Annotated in this window: 15 protein-coding genes; all 15 read right to left on the bottom strand. The window is 44.3% G+C overall.

The window, feature by feature from the left end; genetic code table 11:
- Window positions 1-249 precede the first annotated feature (249 nt).
- A complete protein-coding gene (locus QHH26_03060; protein ID MDH7480941.1) occupies window positions 250-699 on the bottom strand; it encodes a BlaI/MecI/CopY family transcriptional regulator in 450 nt (149 codons plus the stop codon).
- Between the two features lie 299 nt (window positions 700-998).
- A complete protein-coding gene (gene smc / locus QHH26_03055) occupies window positions 999-4,568 on the bottom strand; it encodes a chromosome segregation protein SMC (protein ID MDH7480940.1) in 3,570 nt (1,189 codons plus the stop codon).
- Window positions 4,569-4,621: 53 nt separating this feature from the next.
- The gene (locus QHH26_03050; protein MDH7480939.1) at window positions 4,622-5,431 is read right to left on the bottom strand and encodes a hypothetical protein; all 810 of its coding nucleotides are present in this window, start codon (window positions 5,429-5,431) and stop codon (window positions 4,622-4,624) included.
- A 23-nt stretch (window positions 5,432-5,454) separates the two neighbouring features.
- Complete coding sequence (locus tag QHH26_03045) at window positions 5,455-6,429, bottom strand: DNA-processing protein DprA (protein MDH7480938.1); 975 nt, start codon at window positions 6,427-6,429, stop codon at window positions 5,455-5,457.
- A gap of 125 nt (window positions 6,430-6,554) precedes the next feature.
- Window positions 6,555-6,770, bottom strand: coding sequence for a hypothetical protein (locus QHH26_03040; protein ID MDH7480937.1), 216 nt, complete (start codon window positions 6,768-6,770; stop codon window positions 6,555-6,557).
- Window positions 6,771-6,825: 55 nt separating this feature from the next.
- Window positions 6,826-7,662 (bottom strand): thymidylate synthase, encoded by an 837-nt coding sequence (locus QHH26_03035; GenBank protein ID MDH7480936.1) that lies wholly within the window; start codon window positions 7,660-7,662, stop codon window positions 6,826-6,828.
- Between the two features lie 68 nt (window positions 7,663-7,730).
- The gene (locus tag QHH26_03030; protein ID MDH7480935.1) at window positions 7,731-8,867 is read right to left on the bottom strand and encodes an alpha/beta hydrolase family protein; all 1,137 of its coding nucleotides are present in this window, start codon (window positions 8,865-8,867) and stop codon (window positions 7,731-7,733) included.
- Window positions 8,868-9,010: 143 nt separating this feature from the next.
- Complete coding sequence (locus tag QHH26_03025; GenBank protein ID MDH7480934.1) at window positions 9,011-10,282, bottom strand: hypothetical protein; 1,272 nt, start codon at window positions 10,280-10,282, stop codon at window positions 9,011-9,013.
- A gap of 32 nt (window positions 10,283-10,314) precedes the next feature.
- Complete coding sequence (locus QHH26_03020; GenBank protein MDH7480933.1) at window positions 10,315-11,052, bottom strand: thiamine pyrophosphate-dependent enzyme; 738 nt, start codon at window positions 11,050-11,052, stop codon at window positions 10,315-10,317.
- Between the two features lie 52 nt (window positions 11,053-11,104).
- Window positions 11,105-12,202: a 3-methyl-2-oxobutanoate dehydrogenase subunit VorB gene (locus QHH26_03015; GenBank protein MDH7480932.1), complete on the bottom strand. Its 1,098-nt coding sequence runs from the start codon at window positions 12,200-12,202 to the stop codon at window positions 11,105-11,107.
- Window positions 12,203-12,308: 106 nt separating this feature from the next.
- A complete protein-coding gene (locus QHH26_03010) occupies window positions 12,309-12,512 on the bottom strand; it encodes a 4Fe-4S binding protein (protein MDH7480931.1) in 204 nt (67 codons plus the stop codon).
- Window positions 12,513-12,514: 2 nt separating this feature from the next.
- Window positions 12,515-13,336, bottom strand: a complete 822-nt coding sequence (locus QHH26_03005) for a hypothetical protein (protein MDH7480930.1) — start codon at window positions 13,334-13,336, stop codon at window positions 12,515-12,517.
- Window positions 13,333-14,049: a glycosyltransferase family 2 protein gene (locus tag QHH26_03000; GenBank protein MDH7480929.1), complete on the bottom strand. Its 717-nt coding sequence runs from the start codon at window positions 14,047-14,049 to the stop codon at window positions 13,333-13,335. The genes QHH26_03005 and QHH26_03000 overlap by 4 nt, the downstream gene beginning before the upstream one ends.
- Window positions 14,025-14,924 carry a copper transporter gene (locus tag QHH26_02995; protein MDH7480928.1) on the bottom strand — a complete coding sequence of 300 codons (900 nt, stop codon included), beginning with the start codon at window positions 14,922-14,924 and terminating at the stop codon, window positions 14,025-14,027. The genes QHH26_03000 and QHH26_02995 overlap by 25 nt, the downstream gene beginning before the upstream one ends.
- 10 nt (window positions 14,925-14,934) lie before the next feature.
- Window positions 14,935-16,059 (bottom strand): putative cytokinetic ring protein SteA, encoded by a 1,125-nt coding sequence (gene steA / locus QHH26_02990; GenBank protein MDH7480927.1) that lies wholly within the window; start codon window positions 16,057-16,059, stop codon window positions 14,935-14,937.

Raw genomic sequence — 16,059 nt, 5'->3', positions numbered from 1 at the left:
CCACCCCATTGCTTTGCCAGCACCATGGATTATTTATATGATTTGACTTAGAGAATATCACCAAAATTGTGTTTTTGCAAACACTAGTCGCTATGGCCGCTAGCTGTTCAGAAGCTTTAATAACATTTAGAAAGAAAAAGCTAACCTTGCACCTTTTAAATTAATGAGGCAGACTTACGTCTGCCTCATTTCTGACCAAAAACATTAAAAGTATATGCCTCACCAAAACAATGGTGGGATGTTAGACCACTACTCAGCTTTTATTTCGACGTTCTTTATGCGCTCTCCAAGTTTCTCAAGTGCCTTTGCAGAAATCTCGCCTTCTTTCATCCCACACAACATGGGAATTGCTTCATGCAGTGGTTTGTGTAAGACCTTTTTGGATACTTCATTAAGTAGCACTAGCCCCATTTCTTCGCGGGTAATATTTGGGATGTAAATGAATGGATCGGTTTTTTTATCTCCGGTTTTTTCCTGGCTAAGTATTCCTTTTCTGGCTAGCTTAGCCATGGTAAGCATTATCGTTGAGTAAGACAACTCGCGTCGGGGGTACATAATTTTAAAAACCTGAGTAGTGCTAACAGGTGGCTCTAGGTCCCAAATTATATCGAGTATTTGGGCCTCCAATTCTCCAAGAGATTTTCCCCCAAGTCCTTTGCGAATACCTACATAATCCCTGGCACCGTCCTTTGAATCCATGGTGCGCCTCCTTCATTTATTACTAAAATTATTGCTGGGCTTTCCCGTATTTAATGAATGGATACTAAGACATTAAAACACAAGAAAGTGTCCGCGTCAACCGAATTCGCAAAATAGTCAAAGATTTATCACGCTTTCTTCTTAATATACCGCTATATTCATCACGTGTCAATATTATTTCGCATATCAATTAAAAAACTTTTTGCTTTTATCAAAATCCTTTTTTGGTATGGCGATTGTCTTTTTCTTTTTTAGGCTACTCAAGCCTTTATTTCTTGCCTCACGTTGATGCTTTAGCCCTATTGACTTTTTGCTTCAATCTCGGACATCTTTACCGAAACAACCTTTGATATACCAGGTTCCTGCATTGTCACGCCATAAAGAACGTCTGCAGCTTCCATTGTTGCCCTGTTATGAGTTATTACAATCATCTGGGAATTCTCAGCAAACTCCCTTATTATGTCAGCAAATTTCTCTACGTTTGCTTCATCTAAGGGAGCATCAACCTCATCCAAAACACAAAACGGACTTGGTTTTACAGATAGCAAAGCAAACATCAAAGCTGATGCTATAAGGGCCCTTTCGCCACCTGAGAGCAAAAGAAGATTTTGTAGCTTCTTACCTGGAAGCTCGACCATTACATCTATCCCGCTCTCAAGTATGTTATCTGGATCAGTAAGCACCAATTGAGTCTTCCCACCGCCAAAAAGGCGACAGAACATTTCATTAAATGCTCTTCCAACGGCCTCGAATGTCTCAAGGAAAACGCCTCTAGTATTTTCGTCTATTTCCTTTATTGCACTCACAAGCTTTTGCCGTGCATCAATCAGGTCCCTTTGTTGAGAGCTTAGAAACTCCAACCTTTCGCTAAGTCTGGAGTACTCCTGAACTGCCCCAGTGTTAACTTCCCCCATTGCTTTTATTTCGCGGCGCAGTCTCATCACCTCGGCAGCAGAACCGTGTTTTACTTCGGGACGTTCTTTCCGAAGAGCTTCCTCCGCAGTTATATCATATTCATCTAGTAAACGCGCTGTCGTTTGCGCAATCTGAACTTCCAATCTGGCTTCACGGAGCTCCGCGGCATGAACTTTTTGCGTTAAGTCCTCTCGATTGCGGTTTACCTCCTTTATACGTTCAGTAACTTCCATGCTTGATGCCAGTATTGTTTGCTTTGTCCTGCGCCATTGTTCAGATTGGGTCTGCGTCTCTATCGAAATTCTTTTAGCATTTTCTAATTCTGCCTCTAGCTCGACTCGCCTACGCTCAGTTTCATCCCTTTCTTCTATGGCCATTCTTAATTGCTCACGCTTGCGAAATATCTCGGTGGAAATTTCCTTCCAAGTGTTTTCAGAGTCTGTCAGACTGCTTTCAATAGCTACCTTTTTTTGGACGAGCGAAGCTAAGGAAATGTTAACAGCACTAATCTCACCACTTACAAGGTCACATCTTTCTTGTAACTCCTGAGTCTCGCTTTCTGTTTTGTTTATCTGGTCATCAAGGGTGGCATTTTCCTTATTTGCCTCTTCTATGGCGGATATAAGCAAGGTTTGAGTTTCGCAGGCTTTGTCCAAATTTTCTCGGACATCTTCCCTTTCAGACTCAATAACTTCTAACTCCTTCGCAAGCCTTGCAGCTTCACGGGACAGGAACTCAACCTGACGCTCCTTTTCTAAAAACGACATCTTTAGTGCAGTATCCTGCTCTCCCAAAGCTGCTAGTCTGTTTGATAGCTCATTTATCTCCTGCTTTAACGCTTGGGCCGAGGATTGTTTGACCGCGATATTCCTCTCGATTTCACGTACTTCGTTTTGCAAATTTTCAATTACGCGCTTCCGCTCCAGAAGATTATTTGTAGTTTTACCTGGTGCTTTGCCCCCAGTAATTGCTCCACTTGGAAGCACAAGTTCGCCTTCAAGGGTAACTATCTTACTCCAACCAACTGCTGATTTCGACACTGTTATTGCTGAATCTATATCCTGCGCAACCAGAACCTTGCCTAACAAAGAATTAATCGCAGGAGCATATTTTGGGTCAAATTCTGCGAGTTCATTTCCAAGACCTAGTACCCCGTCTCTGCCAACTAGCTCTTTGAGAAGCGGAGATACCGTATACCGCATCATGTTAAGAGGCAGGAACGTGGCTCGACCAGCTTTGTTTGTTTTTAAATACTCTATTGCTTCTTTCGCCTCACGTTCAGAGTCGGTAATTATGTCTTGAAGGCTCGACCCAAGAGCGACTTCAAAGGCTGTCTCGTACCCGTTTGGTACTTTTATCACGTCTGCTACTACTGCAAAGCCACCGTCTATTAATCCTGATTTTACTGCCTTCATTACAGAGCGAACCCCGAGGAAATACCCTTCTCTAGCCTCCTCCATTTCGCACAGTGTTTTCAAACGCGACTGCTTGTCTACTAGTGTGCTCTTAAGTTGCGAAAGTTCATCATCTAACTTACCAACAGCTGCCTGCTTTTCCTTAATTTCTATGCTGAGAGCAGACATTTCCGAGGCAACTTTTTCAAGGTCAGCCTTAATTTTTAGAAGCTCACTCTCCGTGTTCTCCTTTTCTGTGCACACTTTACCCATAGCTTGTTCAGCGTCTTTTAGCTCAACTGTTAAGCGTTCTAGCGATTCTTGAAGACTTTCAATTCTGGCAGTCGTATTTGCTAATTCTGTCTTTTGAGCCGCTAACTTTTTTGCCAGTTCAATGTAATCACTTTTCTTCTCATTTGCCGCCTGTTCAGCTGCCTCCATTTTTTCTTGAAGCGCATGAAGTTCAGCAATTTTATCTTCCAGCCGCCGGTTTAATTTAGCCTCCTCTTTTTCCAAGCTTTCGCGTTCTGCTAATAGATTTTCTCGTTGGGAATCAAGCTGGGCAATACGCCTTTCAAGCTGGGCAATTTCCTCTGAAAGCAGATTTTTGGCATTTTCCGACGAAGAATGCCTCTGGTTTACTAAAGCCAGTTGGCTCTCTGTCCGCTCAAGATGAGTCAGTGCTTCCTGATACTGAGCTTGATATCGTTCTACCTGAGCGTCAGCGTTGGCTAAATCAACAGCGAGTGCAGACTTCTCCTCCTCTAAAGCTGCAAGTAAGGCATCCGCATCGGAAATTTCATGAGTAAAGACCTGCTTATTTAAACGCACTGCCTGAATTTCAGCGTTATAGCGCTGAAGGTCGTTCACAAGAATGCCTATTTCTATTTCCCGGAGCCTGGATACGAGCTCCAAATATCTTTTTGCCACTTCGGCTTGTTCAACCATCGGCTCAATTTGGGCTTCGATTTCCCTAATAATATCATTCACTCGCTGGAGATTCTGCTCAGTGGTTTCTAGCTTTCGCTCAGCTTCTTTTTTCCTGTGGCGGTATTTCTTAATGCCGGCTGCTTCATCGAACAACTCGCGCCTATCTTCGGGTCGAGCCGAAAGAATAGCGTCTATCTCACCCTGGCTTACAATGGAGTATGCCCCTCGCCCAACACCGGTATCAAGAAATAGTTCATATATGTCTTTGAGCCTGCATGGGGTCTTGTTTATGAAAAACTCGCTTTCACCTGAGCGATAAGCACGGCGAGTAACCGTTACCTCAGAAAATTCGATTGGCAATTTCCCGCTCGAATTGTCAACCGTGAGGGAAACTTCAGCCATCCCAACTGGTCGGCGCTTATCCGTGCCTGCAAATATTACATCCTCGTATTTTTGTCCGCGTAAGGCACGAACGTTCTGCTCGCCAAGTACCCAGAGGATAGCGTCGGAGATGTTGCTTTTTCCACTACCATTTGGACCAACAACCGCAATGACGCCCGGTGTAAAGAGGATTTCGGTCCGGTCAGCAAAACTTTTAAATCCTTGAATCTCGAGCTTCTTAAGTAACATGCTTCTTCCTGAGGGTAATGCTGACCAAAAGGTATCATACTAAGCAACCTGTGTCAAGCAAGATGTGCTTTACTTCGGGACTTTGTAAGTTCAACGTTTGCCTGTTCGTGCTCCATTATTGCTAGAGCAATGCGGATGTCTTCTTCTGCTTCCTCAGGGCTAAGGAAACCAATACATACCGGGTCAATTGGTTTGTTGTTGCGAAGCACATACCCTAGACCCGGCTCAGGCATGACTCGCCCCGCAGCAAGCGGTTTGATGCAAACAACAGGCTTAGGTGTATTGCGTATGATCCTCGCTATCCAATCCGTCTCAACAGAACACAAGAATCCAGCAACGTTAAATGGTTGAATATATGCTTGGGCATCATAGCCGCGGCTATCGCTAACGATTATGACTTCTGGTCTATGTGTACTGAAGCCAGGAATCATGCCAAGATTTCGTATTTGCTCAAAGACCGGCTCGACTCCTTCAATTTCGTTTTTTGCTACGTTTAGTCGAATGTCCGTCCAAGAAGTGTGCGGAAAACACATTTCCACTCCGTGGTCGGCACACCACTTCAAACCTTCACCGATATCCTCGTTTCCCATTCCAGGCGTGCAAATCCAAACATAATGGTTGCCGGTCTGTCTTTCAACCTCTTGGATAGCTTCATACATTGCGGGAACAGGACCACTAAGCACACAATTCACACCAAATTCAGCGCATTTTGCCATGACTTCTACTATTCTAGGTACGTCAAAGTATTTCTTAAGCCACATATCCCTTGCTGCACTGAAGTGAGAATAGCCAAAGAAAGTATTTGAACCACATATGATTCTTGATACTTTAATGCCACCAATGGACGTCATTGGCATTTTCATTTTCTTCACCTCCTGGATGAGAATTATTGGCTTAATTCCAAATCGTCATCATTTGGTAAATCAAGAGTTCGCATCAGTGAGCGAGCCTGCGTAGGATTCAACGGTTCACAGCCTTTGTTCAACAAGGTTTGATTGCCAGCAGGAGGTTCTCCGTCGTCAGGTTTGTAAACATAAACCTCTCTACCATGTTTAAACGCTCGAAGGCATTCCGCCTCCATCACCCCTCCGGCTCGCACCTCAACAGCTACTACAATATCAGCCATGCTAAAAACCATGCGGTCGCGTTCACGCCCATTTGCTCCAATCCATGGATCATAAACTCGAAACTTCGAGATCACTACGTCCCGCTGAGGGTCAAACCGCAAATCCCAAATACGCGCCTGTGCAACAGGTTCCCATCCAAGACCCTGTGGAAATGCACTAAGAATACCCCTATCAAGAACTAGCACTAATGGAGCATTGCGGCTTTTAGCAGCTATGCCTACAATCTGATATGAATGCGTGTTATGACTAGTTACCGCAGTAAGACCCTCTTCAGATAATAAGCTAGAAATTTCGCGGGTTATTTCTATGCTTCGGCCACTTATATCATTTGAGCTAATTACTGCGAATTTTCTTTCTCTAAGGAGGGACATATTTCCATAAATATAAAGTATTGGCGGCGGATGGGCTTCGTATTCCCGAATACAAGGGGGATAATCAGAATCGACAACCGTTACTACATGGATACCAAGTTTCTGAACCGCCTTTAATAAATCCCTTGATGAATTGAGTAATTGCTCCTTGCAAAATTCAATGTAATGTGCTGCTTCTGGGTGAACCTTATAATTTCTTATTAGGCAATCTGCTGAGAGTTTCCAAAACTGAAGCTCACTAAGATTAATGGTTTTGGTTCCAATAGGTGCTGAAATATCGCATAAAATCCGTTGGATTCCCTTTGGTCCTAGGTGTGGAACCGAATGTAGCATTAGTGCAAATTGGGGAAGAGTAATTTCCATAGTTGTGCCATTGTCAGTTTAATAAGAAAAATGGGATAACATTTATCACCATCAGCTTCTCTTCTTTTGTCTTGTTTTGGAGGTTTTTAGCTTGGTAAAACTAGTTATCCTAGATTCTTCGCTAATTAAAGATCTCCACTCAGCAGGCGCCTAGCCTCTTCTAAAGCTTCTTGAGCCTTTAACTTTTTTGTCTTGATTTCCTCGACATCTGAAAGGTCAACGTAGATTTTGCTAACTCCCTCCAAATCCATGCCGGCTATATTCAGGACAAGCCAACCTTCATCGGATTTCTTACCTTCGTAAACTGAAGTATAGCTCATTTTGTCCTTGGGAAATAACATTGGAAACCTCCACAATCTTAGAGTAATGTATGCCCTCTGCTCATGCGCTTAATTCTCAAAGTCCTTTTCTCCCCGAAATAATCTCAGTTTCAAGAGAACGCGCAATCTGCTCTCTTGCTTCATCAATGATATCTTGGACATCCTCAGTGCGAAAAACTCTTTGTTCGAATGTGCGCGTTTGCAGAGTCTTAAGGAAACCCTCAAATTCTTCAAAATATGAACCGTAAATATGGAAAGAATCAGCAATATGTGTATATTGCCCTACTTTAATCCTGCGCCCAATACGGTCGGAAAGTCTTTCAGCAACAACTCGCTGAAGATCAGTAAAAGCATACATGTTCATAAACGAGGCTTTGAAGGCGTCATTCGAACGCATGTGAACGTTTAGAACTAATTCGTCGCCAAATACTCGGAACCACATCCGCTGAAGGCATGCAGGGTCTTGAATACCTGCATCCTCCCATGGCTTCCAGGTAATCGCCTGTGCACGGCGAGTGTACGGAGCTTCTGCAAGTGCTGATACCACGTAATCAAGTTGATTAACAGGTTCCTTTATGCCAGGAACTGAATATGCTGTTAAGCGTTCATGATATGTATACTCCCATTTCCCTTCGGCAGGGTTTACCCAATGATCGTGGATTCCATCCACAACTTCTTGGCGGTATGCTTCAAGTTCAACGATACCCCCTGGAAATGCCCGATGAATTCGCGGCTCGGACATGGGGTTAGTAACCACAATAACAGATAGCGCATCCTTACTCGGCGGGTCAGTTGGCTTATCGTATTGTGTCTGTATTGTTGCACCATGCTTCCAGGTTTCTACAACTGCTCGTTCCCACGCTTCGGGCAAGTTTTCTGCAACTACATGAATTACCGGTAGTGTTAAATCCATCTTATACCCTCTCCGTAATCAAATCGAAATTAAGCAATCTAGTAAATGCAAGTTTCTCTTTGGGTTGCCTAAACTCCTGCTGGACGCATAACAGAATCAAACCATGCAAATGCCTCTTCTTGCATATCTGCGTTAAACTCATGCGGTGTATCGTAAACGCTTGCACGGAATCTGTCTCGTGCACCAAGCTTTTCATAGATAGCTGAGATTTTCTCAAAAGCTTCCTCGACGCCTTCCGGTGGGAAAAGTTCATCCCTGCTACCATGAATGACTAAGAGAGGATTTGGCGCAAGCATTGAAACTATGTCTGGCAAGTCGAGGTATTGATATAGTCCCGGAATAAACAACATCCATGTGTGGCAAACCATATGTCTTTTCAACATCTTTCCATAAGCGCTCATCCAACCGACAACAACCGCACATTTTATCCTTGAGTCGAGGCCTGAGAGATAAGCGCTTCTAAACCCACCAAGAGATAATCCGATGCACCCAATCCGCATGGGATCAACCTCTGGTCTACTAATTAGATAATCAACAGTGCGAATATCATCCCAAATCATAATTCCTAGCCAAGTGAGTCCCGCCATGAAAATTGTCTTCGCCACAGTATCTTCTTTCCGCGAAAGCTCGTTTTGTGCTTGAACTTGTTCAGTGGTCTCGGTTGCAGAGTCAATTGGTTCCGCAGGCAAAATTCTTCGTTCTCCGAAGTAGAAGGCATCTATACAAATTACTACATACCCTCTACGGGCAAGCTCCGTGGCATAACATTTTCCCGAGTATGCTTGCTGGCGGAATTCCTCCAAAGCTGGATGCACAGGACCAACATCTATAATTTTTTCCTTCCCCCAACGGTACATGCAACCGTGGTCATGTAACGCAACAATAGCTGGCGCCGGGAGACTACTTTTTGGTATCAGAACGTACGCAGGCACTCTAATGTCGGGCGTTGTGTTGAAGTATATCTTTTCGCGTATATAATCACCCATATCTGTTCTCTCGGTAATCTCGGCATTCGGCGCACATTTCTCAGGTCTGTAATGAAGAAGTTCGAAAACCTTCTCACGTGCCGCTTTTTTCCACGCATCGGGATTCGAAAATCCGCCACTAAGGTATGAATAAGAAAATTCTGACTTTAAAGCTTGCTTTTCAACAAATGGGTAAATGTTTCCAATGTGAGACTCGCTTCCCAGCGCTAACTCAATCAACGGTCGTCCTCCTCCTTACTTTCTTTTTTAATAATCAAAACTCCACTTTAGATAGAAAGCTCCTTAGCGTTAATTGCTAGAATATATGCCGCACAGGGAGATTTCTAAAGATATTTGAAATTGCTGGACCTTGGGGTAAACGTCTACGCACAGTGGTTGGCTAGATATATTCTCATTGGATTATCATAAAGTAATGCCTGTGCAATTTCCTCCACGTCTTCTTCCCCTATCAAGTGTTCGTCCGCAAGCTGAGTTAGTGCTACTGCAAGCCGGTTCTTGGTGAGAAGCAGTTTTCCATAGCACCACTCAACACAATAGCCGTCAGAATAAAAAGCATGCCACCGGGTCATGGGAAGCATTTCCAGCCTATCGCGGAAGAATTCCGTGAGCGTAGTGGGGGTGAATCCATGCCACCAAGCGCCTGAAACGATTAAATTCGGATACAGTCGCGCTAAACCTGCAGCCTCATGGCTTGCCGCCCTAGTTGCAAGAAATAAATCAAACTTGGTGGCTGCGTTTTTTGCGATATGAAGTATTAGGTTGCGAAGGAAACCTGGGTGCCATGTTGTAACCTGCAGTCCACCTGAGTATGCAATTGAGCCATGGAATACTTGAACAACCAATCCGAGACGTCCTGCTTCCCTAGCTACGACATCTGCAGAAAACGAAGATAGTCGGTTTCGTTCTTCTTGCGACAGCGATTCTCGAGCTTTCCACCGTTTAAATAGTTCATTTGCTTCGTCCAGCTCAGTCGGCGTATATCGCCACGTAGCAGGAAGCCAAAGATGAATCGCTGTGCTTTTGCTCTCTTGTGCTGTTTTCTCAATATGCTTGGTAATTGCAACATCCAAATCAAGTGCAGACTGAGGAAGTTCTCCGAGCGTTTTTGTCAGCGCTTCGGGTGTAGTTACCAAGCCAATTCCATAAAGCCCCTCACCAAGCAAATAGTTAAAATATGGCGATGGGTCCCTAGGTTCTTGGCCAGCATGTATTGCGGCTTTTTTTATCTTTGCCCTTCTAAGTACCTCAAGCTCCCATGTTGGGTCATTAGCGCGTTCTGCGACTGCATCAAAAGCATATTCCCAGTTGCTCTCATCCAAATAGTCAATTCCGTAAAGGTCGCTCATGATTCCAGCGAACGCCCAAAAATTTGAAGTATTTCGAATCGCTCGGCAGAAAGGAATTGCTGTTTTTACCCTTTCCTTTGGCGTAAGTGCAGGCGCTGTTTGGCTTGGGTAGCATGCCTCCTCAGGGCAACCAGCGTTACGGAACTCGGTTCCAAGCCAATGATAGAACATTATGTCTGTTAAATCCCTCGCCTGCCACATCCCACGGGTTCCTAAATGTGTATGGATATCAATAACCGGTATTTCGTTAATTGCTGACCTTATGCGGTCAAATCGGGCTGAATCCATGTTTCCCTACTGCCTCCATCATTTTTCGTCTTCTAGTTTACTCTCTTGAACTCACCAAGCGGATAGTATGGAGTTATTACTTCGTCTACATGTTTAAGAGCTTCAAGAGGTGGCATTCCCCATTGAGTAGGACACGAAGACAGAAGTTCTACCAGCGAAAGCCCCTTTCCTGCCAACTGCATCTCGAACGCAGTTTTTATCGCCTTCTTAGCTTTCATAACATTCGCCGGACTTGTAAGCGATGCGCGCGCAATATATGCTGTCCCTTCAATAGGCGCAAGAAGCTCACATACTTTTATTGGGTTTCCAGCTTTAATGGGATCTCGTCCCCCTGGAGTAGTGGTAGTCTCCTGGCCTGGTATTGTGGTTGGTGCCATTTGGCCACCAGTCATACCGTATGTTGTGTTATTAATAAAAACTACGGTTATGTTTTCGCCTCTTGCAGCAGCGTGAATAATCTCTGCTGTTCCAATAGCTGCAAGATCACCATCGCCTTGGTAAGTAAAAACAACCCTGTCAGGAAGCACTCTTTTTACACCCGTAGCAACTGCCGGTGCTCGCCCATGTGACGCCTCAATCATGTCGCATTCCATATATTGATAAAGGAACACAGAGCATCCTACTGGACAAATGCCAATTGTGCGCTCAAGTATTCCAAGCTCATCAATAACCTCAGCAACTAAGCGGTGTGCAATCCCATGGGTACACCCCTGACAGTACGCCATCGTTACATCACTTAATGCTCTTGGCCTCGAAAATACAACCTTCATCTTCTTCCTCTTTCTAATGCAAATAACTCATCACCATGGTGGCAATTCCATATTAATTGGTAGAGGTCTTTGCCGAAGCCATGACCTGGTATAGTGATGGCTTTAAGAGTTTTTCCACCTCTTCAAGGATTTCATTTGGGCTTGGCACTATTCCGCCAAGCCTTCCATAAAAATCAACCTCCGCTTCGCCATTTACAGAAAGCCTAACGTCCTCTACCATCTGTCCAGCACTCATCTCCACAACTAGAAAATGCTTTCCTGATTTCGCAAGCTCAAGCAATTGTTTTGATGGAAATGGGAAAAGAGTAATGGGCCGAAAAAGCCCAACTTTCAAACCTTTTTCGCGAGCCATGGTCATTGTTGTGCGAGATATTCTTGCAACACATCCATATGCAACTAATACTAAATTGGCATCGTCTATCCAGAATTCCTGAAATCTAACCTCACGCTCAGTGGCAAGCTTATAGTTCGCTTGTATTTCCAAATTAATTCTCTCTAAATCCTCAGGAACTATGTAAAGAGAGGTGATTGAGTTCCTCCCCCTACCCTTTGCACCAGTAGTTGCCCATGGTTTGGGTGGCAAATTTAGCTCAATTTTTTCTGGAATTTCAATTGGCTCAAGCATTTGACCTATTATTGCATCAGTAAGAATCATAGCCGGTCCGCGATATTTATCGGCTACTTCGAAAGCAAGCGATGGATGTTCAAACATCTCCTTTACTGACCATGGAGCAAAGGTGTACATCTTATAGTCGCCATGCCCACCGCCTTTGACCGCTTGAAAATAGTCTGACTGCGATGGCGCTATATTGCCAAGTCCGGGACCTCCACGCTGAACATTTACAATGAGGCACGGAAGTTGAGCCCCTGCAAGGTAAGAGATTCCCTCCATTTTAAGACTAATTCCAGGGCTCGATGATGATGTCATTGCACGGACGCCTGCACATGCAGCACCGTAAACCATGTTTATCGCCGCTACTTCACTTTCTGCCTGTACGAAAACACCGCCAGCCTCGGGCATATATTTAGACATATACTCGGGCACTTCGTTTTGAGGGGTGATGGGATATCCAAAAAAAGCACGGCAACCGGCAGCAATTGCCCCACGAACAACCGCTTCATTACCCTTCATCAAAACTTTTGTTGTCATGACATTACCTCCAAATACGAGCCGGAAACAGAGATTCTTTTCTTTAGTAAAAACGAATTGGAATATAATGGAGCTATTTTATTGGCTTCTGCAAGAAATCTGCTTTCTACCTGTACACCTCAATTGCTACATCAGGGCACATGACAGCGCATGCGGTGCATCCGGTACATTCTCCATTATCCATGAAAGCTGCCGGATGAAAGCCTTTGCTATTGAAACCCTCTGCCAAATAAATCAACTTTTTGGGGCAAAAGTGAACGCAAAGTTCGCATCCCTTGCATCTCTCTGCATTGACTACTATTCTTCCCAAAGCTACCTCACTCCCATCCTGCGGTCTATCTCCCGCATGATGCGGTTACTTTCTATTAGTTTTGTTATTGAATACTTTTCTGCGTATACCTGCAAAAACCCAAGCATTATTACAATAATCAACTTGCCAAGTGTATTTATCTCAAACGCTAACGCTAATCCCAAAACTGCACCTAGCGTATTCGACCCTGCATCGCCAAGCATTATTTTTGCCGACCGGTCAAGCTTTGTAAGCCAAAGTGCAGGCAATAGGAGCACTGTAAGCTCATGCCATATGTCCAGATTGCCTTGCCGTAAAATAACTAGCACTAGTAGCCCAACCCAAAAACAAGATACTGCACGACCAGGCCTCAAGTCCAATAGATTTAGCGAATTTGCCGCCAGAACAATTAACAGTGCATTAATAACTGCAATACCGGGCTGTCCTTGCGCGATAATTACACCCACTGCAATCGCAGTAAGGCCCCCAACAAATGCCTTAATAACGCCCGTTGTTACCTTGCCTTTGAAAAGCAGGCTAAAATGTCCTCTAAACCCACCAACTTCTCTAGACCCATATAAGTCATCAACAAAACCAGCCACTCCAAATGCGATTACTACAATCAAAAATATTACAGTCCGAAACTCAACATGCGGCATTCCAATGCACATTGCAATGTAGACCGGTGTAGCCGCCAAAACTAGCATAAAGCCATAGGAAGTTGGAATCTTATCGCCTCGAAAGTTAGGCCGAATAAGCTCAAACTTTTGGACTAGTCTATTCGTAACTACCACAGCTACGGGTGTAATTATTAAACTTAGGAGTAGAAGCACCCATATGTTCATAGTCTAAAAGTTTTCCTCATAAGTGTTAGAACAACATCCAAAAACTGGCGGCCACGGTGGATAAAGCCTCGCAAATCTCGACCAGACGCTCGATGGACCATATCAACCGGAACCTCAATTACTCTATAACCCATACGAAGCGCATCTATAGTAAGCCCAACTTCTATGCCAAACCTACTATTAAAACCTCCAATCCTTTCGACAATCTCACGTTTCAAGGCTCTGGGTCCTGCAAGGGGCGCCTGCATTTTGCGCCTTGTTAATAACATAATCCCGAACCTAGCAGTCTTCACCACCAAACCAAATCCCTTGCTCCTTGGGGAAAGAATAGGCATATCGCTATTTGTTTTTTCAGGCGGCAAACCAGAAAGCATAGCAATCGCCATATCAGCTTCGTCTTTTAACACGGGCTCAAGAAGCTTAATCCCTTCTGAAGCAGAATATCCAAGGTCAGCATCTAAAAGTAGAAGTATCTCACCTTTACACTGTTTCCACCCTCTGTTTAGCGCACCTCCCTTGCCTATGTTATGAGTGAGTTTAATAACTTGGTGGGCGCCAGCAGAGCGCGCAACTTCCGCGGTGTCGTCCTTTGAGCCATCGTCAACTACTAACACTTCTGAAACACCTGGGATATCGAGCGCCGCCCTGACGGTTTGGGCGATTACATCAGCTTCGTTGTATGCAGGAATTAGCGCGGATATCCTTTTCGCCATTGTTTTGTTCCAAAATAATGTGGGAGAATTTGCTCAGCTGACTTTTTTATGCCGAAGCTTCCTTTGCCCTCAGTTATTGCAAACACAAGGGCAACTTGACCCATCGGCATGTCAACATTGTCTACAGTGGGAATTTGTTTCTTTTGGAAGGTTGGTATAGAAGAAAAACCAACTTGGTAAGGTTCGCATCCTACAGCCACAACATTGAAAGCCTTTAAAGCATCAATGAGGACAAATATTACCTTTGAGGAGGACTTGTCTTCTTTGTCTTTGCTACCACCGACGATCACCACAGTTGAAACCCTGCGATTGTAGTCGCCTGAAGCAGCAATTAAACCTTTCTGCTCCAATACATCTATTCCGTCTTGATGCGAGCCATTCACCACACACTTGGCAATGATTTCGATAGCTCTTCGGATGGGATCGCGCAAATTATACTCGCCCGCTATTAATTCCACAGCTCTTGCCGCCCTGGTAACAGCAGAATCCACTGAAAGGTCTGAAATTGTAGTAACTGAAATTACTTCGGCACCTGCAGTCTCAAGCGCGGTCTTTGCACTTTGTGCGGCTTCCATGTAATCTCCAGCTTGGATAATAGCAATTCTACGCCCTGCAAGGTGACCCGCGACAAGCGCTGGCAATACACTTCGCTCAAACTCCTCACTTTTTCTTATTAATTCATTAAGGTTAGAGATTGTTCGCTGCTGGCTTCTGTTCTCGGCTTGTAACTGAGAAAACTGCTGTTCTAATCTTTTTGCCACTTGCCTCTCAACAGAAGAACCGGCAATAAAATTGCTTCCTAGGAGAATGCCTAGCGCTAGCGCAAGAAATACCGCAACCAAGCTGGTGAGATGATACCTAAAGTCTATTGGCAATTTGGGACTCCTAAAAGCCGAGCAGTTTTCTAAGCTTGAAGAATATTAATCCAACCCATGTACGAAAAGCTGGGGATTGAAAAGCGATTACAAAAACTACAGCTAAAGCAGACAACACAAGGGCAAGCAATTCTTTTAATTTTGGTTCTCGTCGGTAAAGCTTGCTTACTCCTTTTGCATCTACAAGCTTTGACCCTATTTTCAAGCGGGTAAGAAATGTGCTTGCCATACCCGCTCTGCCCTTATCTAAAAAGTCAATAAGACTAGAGTGCGTCCCAACCGCAACGATAAGATCAGCGCCCTTTTCATAAGCTAACATCATCGCCATGTCTTCGCTTGTACCTTGCAGTGGAAATACTGCGGCTTTTAAACCAAGCTCTTTCACCCTTGCAAGACCTGGAGCTTTTCCATTCCCATACGCATGCACAACAATTTCTGCGCCACATTTCAATGCTTCATCGCTCACCGAATCCATATCACCAACTATTAAATCAGGCTTAAATCCGAATTCAAGCAGGGCGTCTGCACCGCCGTCAACAGCAATTAGGACAGGCTTTACATCTTGAAGATACGATTTTATGATAGCCAAATCCTCCTTGTAACCTTCGCCCCGAACTACGATGAGCGCATGGCGGCCGGCAATTTTGGTTTTTAATTCTGGTACCTCAACTGGGTCAAGGATTAGAAATTTTTCTTCCTCAATGTACCGCAGGGTATTTTGAACGAATTTCTCAAGCTCGACAGCAAGATTGCTACGAGATTCTTCCATCATACGATTGACTTCTTCAGTAGACAGCAACTTTCCAATGCCAACTACTACCCCATTCTTATAGATAGTCTCGCCATCAATTAATAATTTGTCGCCCTCCGAAACGACGTCCATAATCTCCTTGCCAACGTTGTCTATGATTGGAATGCCAGCAGAAAGGAGAATGCTTGGACCGGTATTTGGATATCTTCCAGAGATGGATTTGCTTGCGTTTATCACTGCCGCAGCCTTGCAATCAACAAGCATCCGCGCGCAAGTCGAGTCAAGGTCTTGGTGGTCAATAACAGCTATTTCACCTTTCCTAAGCCTTTGAGCCAAATGCTTTGTCTTTTTGTCAACCCTAGCTATTGACGTAATTTTAGCCAT

The sequence above is a fragment of the Armatimonadota bacterium genome (assembly GCA_029907255.1).
GTDB lineage: Bacteria > Armatimonadota > UBA5829 > DTJY01 > DTJY01 > JAIMAU01.
Note: the sequence above shows the minus strand (reverse complement) of the source record. Positions and strands in the feature narration are given on the sequence as shown.

What these genes read in the sequence shown, in the direction of transcription:
- QHH26_03060 (MDH7480941.1), bottom strand. Translation starts at nt 699, where the DNA reads ATGGATTCAAAGGACGGTGCCAGGGATTATGTAGGTATTCGCAAAGGA.
- smc (MDH7480940.1), bottom strand. Translation starts at nt 4,568, where the DNA reads ATGTTACTTAAGAAGCTCGAGATTCAAGGATTTAAAAGTTTTGCTGAC.
- QHH26_03050 (MDH7480939.1), bottom strand. Translation starts at nt 5,431, where the DNA reads ATGAAAATGCCAATGACGTCCATTGGTGGCATTAAAGTATCAAGAATC.
- QHH26_03045 (MDH7480938.1), bottom strand. Translation starts at nt 6,429, where the DNA reads ATGGAAATTACTCTTCCCCAATTTGCACTAATGCTACATTCGGTTCCA.
- QHH26_03040 (MDH7480937.1), bottom strand. Translation starts at nt 6,770, where the DNA reads ATGTTATTTCCCAAGGACAAAATGAGCTATACTTCAGTTTACGAAGGT.
- QHH26_03035 (MDH7480936.1), bottom strand. Translation starts at nt 7,662, where the DNA reads ATGGATTTAACACTACCGGTAATTCATGTAGTTGCAGAAAACTTGCCC.
- QHH26_03025 (MDH7480934.1), bottom strand. Translation starts at nt 10,282, where the DNA reads ATGGATTCAGCCCGATTTGACCGCATAAGGTCAGCAATTAACGAAATA.
- QHH26_03020 (MDH7480933.1), bottom strand. Translation starts at nt 11,052, where the DNA reads ATGAAGGTTGTATTTTCGAGGCCAAGAGCATTAAGTGATGTAACGATG.
- QHH26_03015 (MDH7480932.1), bottom strand. Translation starts at nt 12,202, where the DNA reads ATGACAACAAAAGTTTTGATGAAGGGTAATGAAGCGGTTGTTCGTGGG.
- QHH26_03005 (MDH7480930.1), bottom strand. Translation starts at nt 13,336, where the DNA reads ATGAACATATGGGTGCTTCTACTCCTAAGTTTAATAATTACACCCGTA.
- QHH26_03000 (MDH7480929.1), bottom strand. Translation starts at nt 14,049, where the DNA reads ATGGCGAAAAGGATATCCGCGCTAATTCCTGCATACAACGAAGCTGAT.
- steA (MDH7480927.1), bottom strand. Translation starts at nt 16,059, where the DNA reads ATGGCTAAAATTACGTCAATAGCTAGGGTTGACAAAAAGACAAAGCAT.